This window comes from Mesorhizobium sp. M1406 (genome assembly GCF_040317555.1).
Classification (GTDB): domain Bacteria; phylum Pseudomonadota; class Alphaproteobacteria; order Rhizobiales; family Rhizobiaceae; genus Mesorhizobium.
In genome coordinates, this window is the sequence record NZ_JAMYKW010000011.1 from 83,307 (window position 1) to 98,972 (window position 15,666).

The window sequence follows — 15,666 nt, forward strand, 5'->3', positions numbered from 1 at the left end:
AAAATAGGAGGGTCGCATCGATGCTGATCCGCACGCTCTCCACTTTGGAATGCACGAAAATGCTGGCAGCCAATCGCGTCGGCCACTTGGCATGCGCGAAGGACGGACAACCCTACGTGGTCTGCTTCAACTACGCCTATGCCGACAACCACCTCTATGCATTCTCTTTGTCGGGCAAGAAGATCGACTGGTTGCGGGCCAACTCTGTGGTGTGCGTCCAGATCATCGAACACACCCAGGGACGCGGATGGAGAAGCGTGATTGTCGACGGCCGCTTTGAAGAACTGCCTGATCAGATCGGCCACAAGCTTCAGCGCGATCACGCGTGGTCAGTGTTGAGCAAGCACGTGGACTGGTGGGAGCCTGGTGCGCTCAAGCCCGTCATGCCTCCCGTGTCAGATAGCTTGCCGCACGTTTTCTTCCGGATCCTCATAGAAGAGGTGAGTGGCCGGGAAGCAAGTGAATAGGCTGTTTCCATTGTTATGCATCGCGAACGCGATGCGTGTGGCCGGTGGCACGGGGGAAGCCATGAATTGCGCGGGCCCGGCCCACTTTCGACGTGACGGACCAAGCCCGCGCCGAGCTCAGGCAATTTTCTCTCTCTCTACCTACCCTGGATGAGGTCCATGACAGGCGGAAAGGTCAGCAATACGCCCACCGCCAACAAGGCGAAGGATACAGAAACTACTTTTCCCATTTCCACATTTTTCCCGGCCCACCTGCGCGAAAGGACAAACCAGGCGACTAGCCAGACGACGACCGCGCTGGTCGAGACGCCGGATAGGGCACCTGTGGGCGTGTAGAAGGTGAAGAAGTGGTTGAGTGATGCAAAGGCATCCCCGCCCAGGGCGAAAATCCCCATCGCAGCACACCCAATTCCGGCGGCCAAGATGGCGGCCGCACCTGGGCCGTTGGGAATCTCGTCAGTCCTGATAGTCTTGATATTGGCCATGACTATTCGCCCTCCTGTTCACCGGCGATGATCTCGATCATCGCGCCACCACGAACCGGAGCATATTTGTTAAGAAACGCTCCGAAAGCGCCCGCGACCCCAGTCGCAACGAAGGCAACGACCGCGAAGCCGATGACGGCCGTACGGATTTCCTTCTGCTTGGCCAAAGCCGGTCCGTATTTGGCGAAGACATAGGCGACCATGGTCATTGCAATTGGCGCAAGCCAAGCCACATGCTCCTTCCACTCCATGCCCAAGCTATGCCAAGCGGATGTTTTCGGGCTGGAGGTGAGCAGGAACTTTGGATAATCGGCCAGATCGGTAACCCCTGGGGGCACCGCCGCTCGATACCATGGATACACAATGTAAGCACCCGACAGCACCGCCCCCCAGGCAAGGATGACCATTACCGAGAGATAAAGCAAAAGCAGATTGTGTTCTCTGGCGCTTGGGATGGATGGGGCTCCAGGCGCAGACATTCGATAGAGTTCTGCAAGCGCTGCCGAAAACGCTAGCATAAATAGCGCCCCAAATCCCATGCCGTGGAATACTGTCATAAGATCACGAAAAGAGATTTCCATGACGTCATCTCCTGCGTTGACAAGCTTTGATCAAAGGCCGATGGGGACGTTCCGCTTTGATCGAAATCAATTTGCGATATCCGATAACATTATTTTGAAGCTTTATTTGAACAAACTTGCCACTACCCTGCTTCGTAATCCAAGACGCCTACGCGCAGCTGTTGGCGGCCGGTGCTGAAAGGGTCGTGAGGACGGGCCCCATTCCGCATCCGTCGAATGCGATTTCCCTCGACGGCTTGCTGGCCGAGAGTAGCGTCGAATTGTTCGGGAACGCTCTTCCAAAGGAAACGCCACGTAACGCTCGCCTATTTCTCAGCCTTGGTCGCATCCACGCGAACTCAGTCCATGCCGATTAAGCGTTTGGCGTCGACTCCTGATCGAACTCTCTCAGCCAGCCGCCTTCAAACCCTGCCCGTTGCAGACCGCTTCGGATATAGGGGCACGAGCGCATCAATCGCCACAACAGGCCACTGCGTTCGTTCTCGATCATCAGAACGACGGGGCCTTCGTTGAGGCCGAAATGCCAAGGCGAAACCCACCATCCAAAGGCGTTTCCGGATGTTCCCGGATGCGTGGGATTGAAGGCCGCCTTGAAACCATAGGCATTGGCGGCCTTGAGCTTGGCCTGGTGGATACAGAAGCTGATCGCCGGTCGGACGATTTCGGGAGCAAACGGCAAGGAGGCGGCGACGGACCACGGAGCGAGCGTGCCATCGTCGGGACCATACGGGACCCCCCGCCCGACATAGCCTTCGAACCGGCGCTCGATGCCGTTCAGCTTGAGCGTGGAAGGGCCAGGACCCTCGCTTGCGGTGATGCCCCAGCAGTGTTCGCCATAACCCTCGAATCCACGCGGATTTTCGACTGCGTAACGTTGATGGACGAAGGTGGCGCGTCGGCTGTTCTCGAAATAGTCGCTTCCCTTGCTGCGCATGAAAGCATCCTGCAAGCCCCGAAGATCGATCCATACGTGCGAGAGCTGATGGATGAACAGCGGTCCCGCATAGAGATAGTCGTAGCCGTAACAGTGCTCCCATCTGAAGGTCGAGGTCCAGGCCGTGTAGCTGCTCCAGGGCAAGGGGTGTGTCGGCGAACCTAGCCCCAGGACATAGAGCAGGAGCGCTTCGTCATAACCTTCCCAGCGATACTTCAGGAATCCGTGCTCGGGTGTCCAACCATGGGTGACGGTCTCTCCCCCATCCTGCGCCCAGCGCCAGTCGGCTCGGTGATAGAGCACCTCCGCCAAGGTGCGGATTTCGGCTTCCGCCTCGGTGTCGGCGTCGAAATACTCCCCGGCAGCCAGCGCGCCCGCCAGCAGGAATGTGCTGTCGATCGTCGACAGCTCGCATTGCCAGGCTCGCCGGCCGGTTTGCATGTCCAGGAAGTGATAGTAGAAGCCGCGATATCCAGTGGCGTCCGGCTCCGGTCCTTGCGGACTGTTCCAGAAGAAGCGCAATGTTGTCAAAGTGCGTTCCGCGGCCGCGCTTCGCGTCATGAATCCGCGCTCGACTCCCACTGGGTAGCACGCCAGCGCAAGACCGGTGGCAGCGATGCTTGCGGGCCAATTCGCTTCGGTCTTGTCCAGAATGAGACCGTTGGCGGGGTTCGCTTCATGAATGAAATAGTCGAATGTCTCGCGCTGCAGGGTCGCCAGATCGTCTTGTATGGCAGAGTTGTTTACTAGATGATGGGCTTCGGGAGGATGCGATCGCATCGCTATATACCTTCCCGGCCCGCTGTTCACGGATGGGCCAGGTACAGGTGGTCGAACACACCTTTGACGCCCCTGACGCCTTCGGCAACCACGCGGACAGCGTCCCGTTCATTCTGCGATGAGACCATTCCCGAAAAATGCACCAGACCATCGCTGACCGTAATGGTTATCGCGTCTCCTTTGAAGCCTGCGTCCTTTTGCAACCGCGTAAGAATGCTGCGCCGGATCGCATCGTCACCTGCCGCGGTATCATCGTGGAATTTCGCCGCAATGACGACGCGCAAAAGATCGGCACGGCTGACAACGCCGACCAGGCGCCGCCCCCTCATGACCGGAATGCGCTTGATGCCGTGCTCCCGCATCAGCGCGGCAATTCGCTCTATCGGGGTTTCCTCCTCGGCCGCGACGACATCCGGAGTCATCAGATCCGCCACTTTCCAGCTGTGGCTCTTCACATAGCCACGCGCCTCGCTTGGCGCCGCGGCACCGAGTTCCGACCTGAGCAGGAAATCGCCTTCGCTCACAATCCCAACCAGGCGGCTGTCATCGTCGAGGACCGGCATGCCGCTGATGCGATGATCCAGCATGATCCGTGCTGCGTGTCTTACGCTGTGGTCAGGCGACACCGTAACGACGTTTGCAGTCATTACATCCTTTGCTTTCATCCGCCTTCATCCCAGTTTAGTTCGAGTGAACGGGCGCCGAGCGCCAATTCGTGATATCGTAGCGTAGCCGCCCCCTTTCTTTTTTGAGGCAAATCAATACCGGTCCAGAATCAACGTGTTCGGGCGACTTGAACCGTCACTTCCAATACTTTTCGATTGGGGTGCCGACACACGTCACGGCCTTCGAATCCCTGTTTTGATTTGGATCAATGTCGCGCGCACCTCGTCGGGTGACTGTGGCACGGCGACCCGCGGATTCATCTCAGCGCCGACGCGACAAATGCCTCGAACATCCGATTCCCAGCAGCCATGGCTGACACCATCTTCACCGCAAGAGCGCTGACCAAAACCTACACCTCGGGTGAGACGCAGGTGCTTGCGTTGCGTAAGCTGGACCTAGAGATTTCGGCGGGAGAGATGGTCGTCCTGCTTGGCCCGTCGGGCAGCGGGAAATCGACCCTGCTCAATATCATGGGCGGGCTTGACCATGCCACGAGCGGACAGTTGTTCTTCAGGGACCAGGAGCTAACCAACCTCGACGATCGGGGGCTGACTGCCTATCGACGGCAGCACATTGGGTTTGTTTTTCAGTTCTACAATCTGATCCCCAGCCTGACTGCTTATGAGAACGTCGCCCTGGTCACGGAGATTTCCGATCATCCGATGCGCCCGGACGAGGCCCTGGCGCTGGTTGGACTTGAACCGAGGATGCACCATTTCCCGGCTCAGCTCTCCGGTGGCGAGCAGCAGCGGGTGGCCATTGCCCGCGCCATCGCCAAGCGTCCCGATGTCTTGCTCTGCGACGAGCCGACCGGCGCGCTGGATTCCAAAACGGGCATCCGGGTGATCGAGGCATTGCTCAGCATCAATGCGCAGCTTGGCACCACGACACTTATCATCACGCATAACGCCAGCATCCAGGATGTCGCCGACCGTGTGCTGTTTTTTGCCGATGGCCAAATCTCCAGAATTGCCAAGAACGAGGTGCGCCGGACTGCCGCCGAGCTTGTCTGGTGATCCGGATGCGCGCGCTGGACATCAAGCTTCTTCGCGATTTCGGCCGGCTCTGGGCGCAGGCGCTGGCGATTGCGCTCGTCATTGCCGGAGGCGTGGCGACGCTCATTCTCGCGGTCGGCTCCTACCGTTCTCTCGACGAGACGCGCACCGCATACTACGAACGCTACCGGTTTGCTGACGTCTTTGCCACGGTGAGCCGCGCGCCAAGGACGCTTGTCGACCAGATTGCCGAGATTCCCGGGGTTGCTTCGGTCGACGCGCGGATAGCCAAGCTCGTGCTGCTTGACATACCAGACTATCTGGAGCCGGCCACGGGTGAAGTCATCTCCCTGCCGGAGATCGGTGAGGCTTCGCTCAACCTGCTCTACATGCGTGTTGGTCGCATGCCGGAGCCTGGACGAGCCGAAGAGGTGGTCGTCAACGAAGGCTTTGCCTTGTCCCATGGCTTTCAGCCCGGGGCCCGCTTCTCGGCAATATTGAACGGCCGAAAGCGCGAATTGACGATTGTCGGGATCGCGCTGTCTCCCGAGTTTATCTACGCGGTCGGGCCAGGCGACATCATGCCGGACGACCGCCGCTTCGGCCTCATCTGGATGTCGGAAAAAGCGCTCGCCAGCGCCTATGACCTCGATGATGCGTTCTCCTCGGTTTCGTTGAAGTTGCTGCGGGGCGCATCCGAGAGCGAGGTCATGATGCGCCTCGACGCGATGCTCGAGCGCTATGGTGGCCGAGCGGCCTATGGCCGGAAGGACCAGACTTCGCACGCCTGGCTGAACCACGAACTCGATATGCTCAACAATATGAGCCGGACGCTGCCACCGATCTTCCTTCTGGTGTCGTCATTTCTGGTCAATCTCACCCTCAGCCGGCTCGTTGTGCTGGAGCGCGAGCAGATCGGGCTGATGAAGGCGCTGGGATACAACAATGCCGGCATCGTCATGCACTACCTCAAATTCGTCGTCGTTATCGTGATGATCGGCATTGTGATGGGCAGCGCGGCGGGCACTTGGCTGGGGATGCGCATCACCAGTCTGTTCGGCGACTTTTTCCATTTTCCGTTCCTCGTCTTCACCAAGAGCCCGGACCTTTACGTCATTGCCGCCGCGCTCAGCCTCGTAGCGGCGATCATCGGGGCGGTGCGCGCGCTTCGCGAGGTCGTGCGATTGGCGCCTGCCGTAGCGATGCAGGCGCCGGCGCCTCCGCGCTATCGGCGACTCCTGCCGGCGAGCTCCGGCGTCGACAGGTTCATGTCGCAACCGACCACGATGATGTTGCGCAACATCACTCGCCATCCAGTCAGGTCATTGTTCACGACGCTTGGAATTGCACTGGCGACAGCCATCCTGATTGTTTCACTTTTCACCGGCGATGCGATGGAGGAGTTGATCGATGTGACGTATTTCCTGGCCGACCGCCAGGACGCAACCGTGAGCTTCGTGGAAAAACGCCCGCTGAACGTCGTCCTGCAGATCGCGCGGCTTCCGGGCGTCCTCGCTGCCGAGCCCTACCGCGAAGTGCCGGTCCGCATCAGGAGCGGAAACATCGAGCGCCGGATCATGATCAGCGGCAGGCCGCGTGACGCCGATCTCAACCGGATCATCGATGTCGACCTGCAGCCGGTCGTCCTGCCGGAAGCGGGCCTGGCGATTTCAAGCATGCTTGCCAAGATTCTCGGTGTGAGGGTCGGCGATTCCGTCGAAGTCGACCTCCTCGAAGGAACGCGGCGGACCGTTGTCGTTCCTGTGGCAGCCATGGTCGAAGATTACTTCGGCATCCGCGGGATGATGGATTCAGAGACGCTCGCGCGCCTGATGCGCGAAGCGCCGTCGGTGAACAGCATCAATGTCAGCCTCGACCAGAACAGCCGGGAAACGTTCTATGCCGCCATCAAGAACCTGCCGATTGTCGGCGGCCTGGCTCTGCAGCGTGTGTCGCTTGCGAATTTCCGCAAGCTGGTTGCCCTTCTGATCACGACAATGGCCAGCATCTACACCGGGCTGGCTGCCGTCATCGCGTTCGGTGTCGTCTACAACAGCGCACGTATCTCGCTTTCCGAACGGGCGCGGGAGTTGGCCAGCTTGCGCGTCCTTGGCTTCACCCGGGGTGAAGTGTTGCGCATCCTCCTGTTGGAACTCGCCCTGCTCACATTGATCGCGCAGCCGCCTGGATGGCTCATTGGCTATGGTCTTGCCTGGATCATGCAGAAGAACCTGGCCGGCGAGCTGATGCGGGTACGCCTGATCGTTGAGCAGTCCACCTACGTCTTCGCCAGCGCGATCGTGATCGCCGCGGCCGTGCTTTCCGCGCTCGTCGTTCGCCGAAGGCTCAACGAGCTGGACCTTGTCAGCGTTCTCAAAACACGGGATTGAACCATGCACACGATCTGGATGAAGCGAACGTTGGGCATTGCAGCGTTGACCATCTTGGGCGCCGGCGCCGTCTGGTTCGCATGGCCGCGGCCGATTGCAGTGGATCTGGCAACGCTGACGAAAGGTCCCATGGAAGTCACGATCGACGACGAAGCGAAAACGCGCGTACGTCACGTCTATACAGTGTCAGCCCCGATCGCCGGCAAGGTCCTACGGATCTCTCCACCCCGCCACATCGGAGACCACGTCACCAAGGACGAAACGGTCATGGCGGTGATGCAACCGACGTTGCCGAGCCTTCACGATGCACGCACGCATGAAGAACTGCGGGCGGCGCTGGCTGCGGCCGATGCCGCGATAAATCTTGCAGCTGCCGAAATAGCCCGGATCAAGGCCGGACTTGTATTTTCGCGAACGGAGCTCGGGCGGGCCGAAGCGCTTGCGCGCACCGAGGCAATCTCTATCAAGGCCCTCGACGGAGCCAAGTTCGACGTCGAAGCCAATGACGCAGCGCTGGCCAGTGCGAAGGCTCAACTGGAGGTTCGCCGCAACGAGCGTGACAGCGTTGCAGCCCGGCTTGGTGAACAGTCCGACGCCGCGCCAGAGCCGGATCCGGCCTGCTGCATACAGTTGCGCGCTCCCGTAACCGGCAGCGTGCTGAACATCATCCAGGAGAGCGAAGGAGCCGTCCAGGCTGGTGCACCCCTGATCGAAATCGGCGATCCACTCGATCTCGAAATCGTCGCGGACCTGCTGTCGACCGATGCGGTCCGGATCAAGCCTGGCGCACCCGTCTGGATAGACAACTGGGGTGGGCCGGCGGTCCAGGGTCGCGTCGAACGAGTCGATCCAGCCGGGTTCACCAAGGTTTCCGCACTTGGCATCGAGGAACAACGCGTCCGCACGACCATCGACTTCACCGACCCTCCCGCGAAATGGTCGGCGCTAGGACATGATTATCGGGTGATCGCGCATGTCACGATTTGGAAAGCCGATGGCGTCCTGACCGTGCCGGTGGGCGCCCTGTTCCGACTGGGGGATGACTGGGCGGTGTTCGCGGTCAGGGACGGCCGTGCAAGGGCGACCATCATTAAGATCGGTCAGCGAAACAACCGGACAGCGGAGGTTCTGTCAGGCATTGTCGCAGGCGATCGCGTGGTGCTGCATCCGAGTGATAGAGTCATGGACGGCGTGTCCGTAGCGGAGCGAGGTGTACATTAGGCTGAACGCCAACATTGGCGTAACTCTCAGGCATATCTTCGGCCGGATTTTCGAAAGCCGTTCAGACTAATTCTTGTGCCGACAACGGCAGGAGTTCGTTCTTTCCGCAAGCCTTGTCCGTCGTCGACCGCCTTGGAATGTCGCCGAGCGTGCGATACTCCTGTTCGCTGAGACGGCGGGCGTTGACGCTGTCCTTCGGTGCGAACGCCATGCACGGGGTGCCGCTCGATGATCCCGAGCTCCACTGCACAGGTGAGAATGCCGCCGAGGAGACCGATCTTGCGGGCCGCCGTACCAGCTCACCGCGACAACCGACCCTCATCGTCGATAAGAGTCAGGCGAGAGGGCGGGGCATCTCCCCACGTCCAGAGCACGAGATTGACATCGTCCGCGGTCGCGCCCAGCGCAAAACTCCTGACGAGCAATCCGTGATAGCCAAGGCCGATCAGTCTTCGGGCAAATGCCTGCGTCACTGCCTCACCGGTCGCCTTCATCTGGTCGCGCCAGGAGCGATCAGCAAGCGCGCCGGCATCAACACTCTCGGCCAGAAGCACCTGTTCGTCCCGGCTGTCGAATATCTGCTCGATGTCTGCGTCGTAGGAGACTAGCGTGGTCGGCTGCAAATTGCCGACCTGATTTGCTTCCCGCAGCGCGGTCAGCACGGAGAGGGATGTATAGAGTGCGGGAGTACCCTTCGGATTGAACCGACCGCCGTAAAGCTCAGCACCGCGACCCGAAAGCGGCGCGCGCGCGTAAATGGGGTTTAGCGCCCGATAGAGCTTGCCTCGATACCGCATTCACCGGGTCAGGCGTGGATGCCGGCATCGACGGCGTCGATATAGTCGAGCACCTCGTCAGCCCGACCGCTACGAACCAGTTGCATGGCCGTCTGCCCGGAGAAGCCGGGCAACGGTTCGGATCGATACCATGCATAGGCCATCAGAGCCGAGCCGAGGCGCGGCTCGACCTTATTTACGATCTCCACCATTTCGCGCAGCCGGCGCTGGGTTTTGTCCGACCGAACGCGGTCCTTGCGCTGGACGGCGTCCTTGCCAAGCCCGGCAGTCTTCGCAACTTCCTCGCTGGTCGTTCGCAGAGCCTCCGCGATCTTGCGCGGCACGAAAAACCCGTTGTCGGAATATTGAATTAAGCCCATCAGCTGCTTCCTATCGACGCATATTATGACACGATATAGCGTCAAATCTGGCGGCATTCAATGGGAGCATGATGTTGTCGATATGCTCGATGCCGCAGCTGGCGACGGCGAATTGGGTGTGAGCCGCAAGCCTGGATCAATGCCGGTCATGGCGATGGAGACGTCCCAGAGCCGCTTCGCGAGCGCGGGATCTTCGGCATGCGGCGCGCGCTTTGCCTCGCCGGCTACACCGCGGATTCCGCCAAAGCCGGTGGGACCGTAATAGCCTCCGGGCTTCACCTTGCCGGTCGCACCCAGAAGTGCCGGCCACGCGCCCTTGTCGGCGCTGTTGAGCAACAGGCCGACGATTGGGCCTGCGATCTGGACAAATCCCATGTGACGGCCAAGACTTGTGCTGGCGATGCCAGGGTGAACGCCGATTGCAGTGACGGGCGACTTCGCCGCGCGCAGGCGGCGATCCAGTTCGAAGAAGAACAGCGCGCTCGCCAGCTTGCTGGCGCCGTAGCGATCGTTCTTGATGTAGCTCTTGTCGGCGTTGAGGTCGTCCCAGTCGATCTTGGCCTTCAGATGCGCGACGCTGGAGGTCACGATCACCCGCGCTCCCCGGGTCTCCGCAAGTTTAGGCAGGAGCAGCGAGGTGAGCGCGAACACGCCGAGATGATTGACGCCGAACTGCGATTCGAACCCCTGCTTCGTGCGCGTCAGCGGCGGGTTCATGATCCCGGCATTGTTGATGAGCGCATCGATCCGTGGCTCCTTCGCGGCGATCTCGGCTGCGGCGCGAACACTGTCGAGGTCACCGAGGTCGAGCGGCAACCAGACGAGATCGGCGTTCGGCGTGATCCGCTTGATCCGCGCGATGGCATCCAGCGCCCTGGTCTGCTCGCGGCAGCCAAGCAGGACGCGCGCGCCACTGGCGGCAAGCACCCGCGCGATTTCGAACCCGACGCCGGCGTTGGCGCCTGTGACGATGAAGCTTTTTCCCGTCTGTTTGGGGACGTCGGCTTCGGTAAAACCCTTACTATTCGACATTTTCGATCCTTATGTGTGAGTGCCTACATGCTCATTTATCAGTTAAAACTCAGGCGGCGGACCCCTTCCAGAACAGGTCGAACCCGGCCTGCCGGATGGCGTCACTTTCCTGGGGTCTGGCCGTGACCGCGTTGATGCTTATGTCGGCCAAGTCGAAGAGAATGGTATCGATGTAGAAGGCGATCCTGTCAGGCGCGGCATGGCCGGCGAGACATTCCTCCACCATCGTCCGCGCATCCCGCAGCATGGCGTGGCACCGGTTCCGGCTTTCCGCTGTGACGCGATCCGACACCTTCAACTGGCGAAGGGCCTTGCGCGCTGTGGCGTGACCCAGTCCCCAGTCGATCAGACGGTTCCAAACCGCGAATAGTCGGTCTTTGGCGGAGGAGTCCGCCGGATATGGGGCCAGCATCGTCTCTGTGAAGTTGGCCTCGATCTCGAGAAAGAGCTGGTTGAGCAGATCGTCCTTGGTTGGAAAGTAAGTGAACAGCGTCCCCTCGGAAACGCCAGCCGCCTTTGCGATCTTGGCCGTGGACGCGCCTGTGCCCAGGCAGGCCACGAACTCGGCCGCTGCATCGAGCAGTGCCTGTCGCTTTTCTTCACTGAGGGGACGCGCCATATTTCCGTCTAGCGATATTGAGTGAGTAGATACTCAACTATATAGGGGGATGGCATGAGACTGGTCAACCCTTCATGAGCCAGATGAGGTAGAGACTGCGAATGGCGACACGGAGCGGACCCTATGTCCAAGGGCATGACCACTCGGCTGGAACGGCTCAAAGGGCGCCGGTCCCCAGTATGATGCACGCTAGCTCCGATGGATTTTCGACTGCTGAAAAGTGTCCAGTATTCTTGAGCGTAAACAGTCGCGCGTCAGGGAGCAGTGCCCGGGTTCGCTCCCTTTCGTTCGGGCGCGACCAGTCGCCATCGCCATAGATCAGCGTCACGGGCGCTGAGACGAGCCGATACTGGTCCCGCGCCTTGCTCCAGGATCGCCACCCTGCCAGCACCTTGCGCGCGATGCGCCTGTATCCAGGGCGCTGCGCCACCCGGCCGAACTCGGCCAGAAGGTCGGAAGGAAGTTTACGCGGATCGTGATATCCGCCGCCCATTATTTTCCCGAGCACGATCTTGTTTTCCATCCACGCATTGAATGGGCCCAGAACTGGGACTTGCAAACTTCCGATGATGAAATTCGCGAACCAGTTGCCACGTCGGAGCCCATCTCCGTAACGGGTTTCGTAGTCGTAAGGATTGCTGGCGAAGACGCGCTCGACCCGCTGCGGAATTGCGGCCGCGACCGTGAGAGCCAATGCACCCCCGATCGATTCGCCCACAAGTGTGACGCCGGTGAGGTTCAGCTTCTCGATGAAGCCGATGACGCTCTGCCTGAAATACGGCTCATCGAAGCGCGCGAGTGGGTCGATCGGCGAATGACCGTGTCCAGGGAGATCGATGGCATACACCGTGTAAGACTCGGCGAGCAGGGGCGCCAAATCGCGAAAGTACTCGAGCTGTGTGCGGATCGTATGCATAAGGACCAATGGCGGCCCATTGCCGGTCTTTTCATAACGCAGACTGAGCGTGTCCGATATTTGCAAGAGGCTTGGTTCGATTATGGACGAGGAGGTTAGCATTTATCTCTCTCTTTTATTTTATTGGAGGATTTCTCGAATGGGCCCTGGGCGATCTTCGCCCAACTTTTGTCGGCGTCGATGAAAGTGCGAGCCGTGGCGAGCCGGTACGATGGCGTCTAATGTCGCCTTCATGCGAACTTCCGCCCGAATTCGATCACCTCTGCCGTCTGCCGGAGCCCGGTCGCAACGACGGACACCCTGAACTTTCCTTGGAGTGCGTCGTCGAATGTGGCGCCGACGATGATGTCGGCGTCTGCGTCGACTTCCTCACGGATGCGGGTCGCCGCCTCGTCCACTTCGAACAGCGTCATATCTGGTCCGCCGGAAATCGAGACAAGGACGCCTCTTGCACCTCGCATCGACGCTTCATCGAGAAGCGGATTTGCGATCGCGGCTTCCGCGGCGATCTTTGCGCGGTTCAATCCGGTCGCCTCGCCGGTGCCCATCACGGCGCGCCCCATATCGCGCATCACAGCTCTCACGTCGGCGAAGTCGAGATTGATCAACCCTTCCTTGACGATCACGTCGGTGACGCAGCCTACTCCCGCATAGAGAATGCGATCCGCCATGGCGAAGGCGTCCGCGAAGGTCGTCTTCGCATCGGCGACCCGGAAAAGGTTCTGGTTCGGGATGACGATAACCGTGTCCGCGCACTCGCGGAGGCGCTCGATACCTTGTTCCGCCGCCCGCATCCGGTGCCCGCCCTCGAAGACGAACGGCTTGGTGACGACACCCACGGTGAGAATGCCGGCCCGACGTGCGGCATGGGCAATGACGGGTGCCGCCCCGGTTCCAGTTCCGCCTCCCATGCCCGCCGTCACGAAACACATATGGGTGCCGGCAAGATGGTCCATGATCTCATCGATCGATTCCTCAGCGGCCGCCTGGCCGACTTCGGGGAGGGAGCCGGCTCCCAATCCCGCTGTCGTGTTGGCGCCCAACTGGATTAGGCGCGATGCCTTCGACATGGCAAGCGCCTGGGCATCGGTGTTCGCAACGACGAATTCCGCGCCCTCGAGATTCTGAAGGATCATGTTGTTGACGGCGTTTCCGCCGCCTCCGCCCACGCCGATCACGGTGATCCTTGGCTTCAGCTCAATGATGTTGGGGATGGCAGTCATCGCGAATCTCCATAAGATGCACGCCCATCAGCCTTGCCGGGGATGCACGGAACATACGAATCCCGGAAACTTCCGTTTCCGGCAGGGAATAGGGCCGCGAGCGCAAGCGGCCGGATTGCCAAGCGGTCAGCGGTAAAGTTTTCAATCACCGGTCGCTCCGGTGCTCGCGCCGGTCGGATCATCCCGTCCAGCGCCTGAACAAGGCGCTGGCGTTCACACCGCCAAAGCCGAAGCCATTGCAGATCGCGTAGTCTATCTCCATTGGTCGGGCCTCGTTCGCGACGAAATCGATGCCGTCGGCGGCCGGATCGGGCGCGCTCAAATTGAGTGTCGGCGGTGCCACCTGGTCCCTGATCGCCAGGATCGAGAAGATGGCACCAAGCCCGCCGGCCGCGCCCAGCAGATGTCCGGTCGCCGATTTCGTTGCGCTGACAGCTATCGCGAAATCGCGCCCGAATACGCTCTTGATCGCTTCGATCTCACCCAGGTCGCCGACTGGCGTGGAGGTCGCATGCGCATTGAGATGACGAACCTCGCGCGGCGAAATCCCTGCTTGCGCAATCGCGATCTCCATGGCACGGCGCGCGCCATCGCCATCCTCGGGACCGGAGGTGACATGATGCGCATCCGCCGTCGTGCCATAGCCGACGAGCTCGGCGAGCGGCTTGGCGCCGCGCGCAAGCGCATGGCTCAATTCCTCGATGACCAGGACACCGGCCCCTTCACCCATGACGAAGCCGTCCCGCGATACGTCGAACGGACGAGAGGCTTGATCAGGACGGTGATTAAAGGAGGTCGAAAGAGAGCGTGCCGCTGCAAAACCACCGAGGCCGACGACATTCATGCATGCCTCGGTTCCGCCGCATACGGCGATGTCGGCTTCATTCGCGCGGATGAGACGAGCCGCATCGCCGATCGCCTGGATGCCGGCCGCGCACGCCGTGACCGGCGCGCCCAATGGACCTTTGAAGCCATGACGGATCGAGATGTGGCCCGCCGCGAGGTTCACCAGGAAGGATGGCACCGTAAAGGGCGACAGGCGGCGGGCGCCACGCAGGTCGACTGTGCGCACCGCCTCGGTGATGGCGGGGAAGCCGCCGATCCCTGAAGCGATGACCGTTGCTGTGCGCATGCGATCCGCTTCCAAGGCAAGCTTCCATTTCGCCTGCGCAAGCGCCTCTTCCGCCGCTGCCAGCGCAAAGAGAATGAATCGATCTACCTTGCGCTGGTCCTTCGCGGACAGGATGCCGTCAGGATCGAAGCCGGCGTCGGGGTCTTCTTCCAAGGAGGGAACCACGCCGCCGATCTTCGCCGGCAGGTCTCCCACGACGTCGTCCGAAAGCCTACGGATGCCCGAGCGACCGGCCAGCAGCCGCGACCATGACGCTTCGACATTGGCGGCAAGGGGCGTGACCGCCCCTATGCCTGTAACAACAATCCGTCGCATCGATTCTCCTGTCACTTGGGTGCGCGGGCAGCGCTGCCGCCGCCGTTCAAGCGGCGACTGCTTCGCGAACCTGATCGGTTGCCGCATTCAGAAAGGCCTGCGCGAGGTCGGGGTCGTTGACGACCCGCGAGAGGAGCACGGCACCGACCATTGTCGAGAGAATGGCCATGGCCTTATCGCCGGGTTTTTCGTCGTCGGCCTCGCCAACCCAAGGGCCGAGCATCTCGAGGTATTCCCTGATTCCGGCCTCGAATGACGCCTTCACCTCGGCGCCCTGTCTGGCAGCATCCGAGCCGAGCGCAACGACCGGGCAGCCGTCCATCCTTTCTCCGCGATGGTCCATACTGAGATAGAATGAGATCACTGCGTCGAGCGGATTCTCAGGGTTTGCCGCGGTTGCGGCCGACCACCTGTGGGTGGCGCTCTCCATCGCCCGCCTGGACGCCTGGGCTGCCAAGTCCTCCTTTGACGCGAATTGCTTGTAAAAGGCGCCCTGCGTCAGCCCCGCACCCTTCATCAGATCCTTGAGGCCGATGCCGTCAAAACCGCGCTCGCGAAAAAGCCGGCTTGCCACATTGATGACGGTCTCGCGGTTTTCCGCGGCTTGAATTCGGCTCACTCGCATCATCGCTCTCCTTTTTGATTGCGTTCGTAATCTATAATCGGTATAGAGGTCGAATGCAATCTATTTCGAGATGAGGCGACGAGCGTGAAAAAGAGAACCGTTTTCGTATTGGGATCGACCCTGACGGCG

General features: G+C 60.6%; 16 protein-coding genes. 4 read left to right on the forward strand and 12 right to left on the reverse strand.

The annotated features are described in order from the left end of the window. The first annotated feature begins 20 nt into the window (after positions 1-20). The gene (locus tag NKH03_RS12535) at positions 21-467 is read left to right on the forward strand and encodes a pyridoxamine 5'-phosphate oxidase family protein (RefSeq protein WP_352968588.1); all 447 of its coding nucleotides are present in this window, start codon (positions 21-23) and stop codon (positions 465-467) included. A gap of 137 nt (positions 468-604) precedes the next feature. Here NKH03_RS12535 and NKH03_RS12540 read toward each other — a convergent pair whose 3' ends face one another. The 4 genes from NKH03_RS12540 to NKH03_RS12555 all read right to left on the reverse strand — a co-directional run bounded on the left by NKH03_RS12540 (position 605) and on the right by NKH03_RS12555 (position 3,912). Next, entirely contained in the window at positions 605-952 is a 348-nt protein-coding gene (locus NKH03_RS12540) for a hypothetical protein (protein ID WP_352868772.1), read from the reverse strand. A 2-nt stretch (positions 953-954) separates the two neighbouring features. Beyond that, positions 955-1,533 carry a hypothetical protein gene (locus NKH03_RS12545; RefSeq protein WP_352868769.1) on the reverse strand — a complete coding sequence of 193 codons (579 nt, stop codon included), beginning with the start codon at positions 1,531-1,533 and terminating at the stop codon, positions 955-957. A gap of 352 nt (positions 1,534-1,885) precedes the next feature. After that, on the reverse strand, positions 1,886-3,247 hold the full coding sequence (locus NKH03_RS12550; RefSeq protein ID WP_352968589.1) for a glucoamylase family protein: 1,362 nt from the start codon (positions 3,245-3,247) through the stop codon (positions 1,886-1,888). Positions 3,248-3,273: 26 nt separating this feature from the next. Then, positions 3,274-3,912 (reverse strand): CBS domain-containing protein, encoded by a 639-nt coding sequence (locus tag NKH03_RS12555; RefSeq protein ID WP_352968590.1) that lies wholly within the window; start codon positions 3,910-3,912, stop codon positions 3,274-3,276. A 309-nt stretch (positions 3,913-4,221) separates the two neighbouring features. On the opposite strand from NKH03_RS12555, the gene NKH03_RS12560 reads away from it, so the two are divergent. The 3 genes from NKH03_RS12560 to NKH03_RS12570 are packed head-to-tail and all read left to right on the forward strand — an operon-like array spanning position 4,222 to position 8,519. Further along, a complete protein-coding gene (locus tag NKH03_RS12560; RefSeq protein ID WP_352868763.1) occupies positions 4,222-4,929 on the forward strand; it encodes an ABC transporter ATP-binding protein in 708 nt (235 codons plus the stop codon). Positions 4,930-4,934: 5 nt separating this feature from the next. Further along, positions 4,935-7,298 (forward strand): ABC transporter permease, encoded by a 2,364-nt coding sequence (locus NKH03_RS12565; protein ID WP_352968591.1) that lies wholly within the window; start codon positions 4,935-4,937, stop codon positions 7,296-7,298. Positions 7,299-7,301: 3 nt separating this feature from the next. After that, entirely contained in the window at positions 7,302-8,519 is a 1,218-nt protein-coding gene (locus NKH03_RS12570) for an efflux RND transporter periplasmic adaptor subunit (RefSeq protein WP_352968592.1), read from the forward strand. Positions 8,520-8,818: 299 nt separating this feature from the next. Here the strand turns inward: NKH03_RS12570 and NKH03_RS12580 are convergent, their stop codons facing one another. The 8 genes from NKH03_RS12580 to NKH03_RS12615 all read right to left on the reverse strand — a co-directional run bounded on the left by NKH03_RS12580 (position 8,819) and on the right by NKH03_RS12615 (position 15,537). After that, positions 8,819-9,316, reverse strand: a complete 498-nt coding sequence (locus tag NKH03_RS12580) for an RES family NAD+ phosphorylase (protein ID WP_352968593.1) — start codon at positions 9,314-9,316, stop codon at positions 8,819-8,821. An 8-nt stretch (positions 9,317-9,324) separates the two neighbouring features. Continuing rightward, the gene (locus NKH03_RS12585) at positions 9,325-9,675 is read right to left on the reverse strand and encodes an MbcA/ParS/Xre antitoxin family protein (protein WP_352868753.1); all 351 of its coding nucleotides are present in this window, start codon (positions 9,673-9,675) and stop codon (positions 9,325-9,327) included. Positions 9,676-9,732: 57 nt separating this feature from the next. Beyond that, positions 9,733-10,707, reverse strand: coding sequence for an oxidoreductase (locus NKH03_RS12590; RefSeq protein WP_352968594.1), 975 nt, complete (start codon positions 10,705-10,707; stop codon positions 9,733-9,735). A gap of 49 nt (positions 10,708-10,756) precedes the next feature. After that, a complete protein-coding gene (locus NKH03_RS12595; protein ID WP_352968595.1) occupies positions 10,757-11,326 on the reverse strand; it encodes a TetR/AcrR family transcriptional regulator in 570 nt (189 codons plus the stop codon). Between the two features lie 157 nt (positions 11,327-11,483). Continuing rightward, positions 11,484-12,344 (reverse strand): alpha/beta fold hydrolase, encoded by an 861-nt coding sequence (locus NKH03_RS12600; RefSeq protein WP_352968596.1) that lies wholly within the window; start codon positions 12,342-12,344, stop codon positions 11,484-11,486. 128 nt (positions 12,345-12,472) lie between these two features. Then, complete coding sequence (ftsZ, locus tag NKH03_RS12605; RefSeq protein ID WP_352968597.1) at positions 12,473-13,465, reverse strand: cell division protein FtsZ; 993 nt, start codon at positions 13,463-13,465, stop codon at positions 12,473-12,475. Positions 13,466-13,643: 178 nt separating this feature from the next. Continuing rightward, complete coding sequence (gene fabF, locus NKH03_RS12610) at positions 13,644-14,912, reverse strand: beta-ketoacyl-ACP synthase II (RefSeq protein WP_352968598.1); 1,269 nt, start codon at positions 14,910-14,912, stop codon at positions 13,644-13,646. A gap of 46 nt (positions 14,913-14,958) precedes the next feature. After that, positions 14,959-15,537, reverse strand: coding sequence for a TetR/AcrR family transcriptional regulator (locus NKH03_RS12615; RefSeq protein WP_352968641.1), 579 nt, complete (start codon positions 15,535-15,537; stop codon positions 14,959-14,961). Positions 15,538-15,666: the final 129 nt, after the last annotated feature.

Excerpts from the sequence above, each read along its gene's own strand:
- NKH03_RS12590 (WP_352968594.1), bottom strand. The coding sequence starts at position 10,707 with ATGTCGAATAGTAAGGGTTTTACCGAAGCCGACGTCCCCAAACAGACG.
- fabF (WP_352968598.1), bottom strand. The coding sequence starts at position 14,912 with ATGCGACGGATTGTTGTTACAGGCATAGGGGCGGTCACGCCCCTTGCC.
- NKH03_RS12595 (WP_352968595.1), bottom strand. The coding sequence starts at position 11,326 with ATGGCGCGTCCCCTCAGTGAAGAAAAGCGACAGGCACTGCTCGATGCA.
- NKH03_RS12550 (WP_352968589.1), bottom strand. The coding sequence starts at position 3,247 with ATGCGATCGCATCCTCCCGAAGCCCATCATCTAGTAAACAACTCTGCC.
- NKH03_RS12555 (WP_352968590.1), bottom strand. The coding sequence starts at position 3,912 with ATGAAAGCAAAGGATGTAATGACTGCAAACGTCGTTACGGTGTCGCCT.
- NKH03_RS12545 (WP_352868769.1), bottom strand. The coding sequence starts at position 1,533 with ATGGAAATCTCTTTTCGTGATCTTATGACAGTATTCCACGGCATGGGA.
- NKH03_RS12570 (WP_352968592.1), top strand. The coding sequence starts at position 7,302 with ATGCACACGATCTGGATGAAGCGAACGTTGGGCATTGCAGCGTTGACC.
- ftsZ (WP_352968597.1), bottom strand. The coding sequence starts at position 13,465 with ATGACTGCCATCCCCAACATCATTGAGCTGAAGCCAAGGATCACCGTG.
- NKH03_RS12600 (WP_352968596.1), bottom strand. The coding sequence starts at position 12,344 with ATGCTAACCTCCTCGTCCATAATCGAACCAAGCCTCTTGCAAATATCG.
- NKH03_RS12615 (WP_352968641.1), bottom strand. The coding sequence starts at position 15,537 with ATGCGAGTGAGCCGAATTCAAGCCGCGGAAAACCGCGAGACCGTCATC.
- NKH03_RS12585 (WP_352868753.1), bottom strand. The coding sequence starts at position 9,675 with ATGGGCTTAATTCAATATTCCGACAACGGGTTTTTCGTGCCGCGCAAG.
- NKH03_RS12535 (WP_352968588.1), top strand. The coding sequence starts at position 21 with ATGCTGATCCGCACGCTCTCCACTTTGGAATGCACGAAAATGCTGGCA.
- NKH03_RS12560 (WP_352868763.1), top strand. The coding sequence starts at position 4,222 with ATGGCTGACACCATCTTCACCGCAAGAGCGCTGACCAAAACCTACACC.
- NKH03_RS12540 (WP_352868772.1), bottom strand. The coding sequence starts at position 952 with ATGGCCAATATCAAGACTATCAGGACTGACGAGATTCCCAACGGCCCA.
- NKH03_RS12565 (WP_352968591.1), top strand. The coding sequence starts at position 4,935 with ATGCGCGCGCTGGACATCAAGCTTCTTCGCGATTTCGGCCGGCTCTGG.
- NKH03_RS12580 (WP_352968593.1), bottom strand. The coding sequence starts at position 9,316 with ATGCGGTATCGAGGCAAGCTCTATCGGGCGCTAAACCCCATTTACGCG.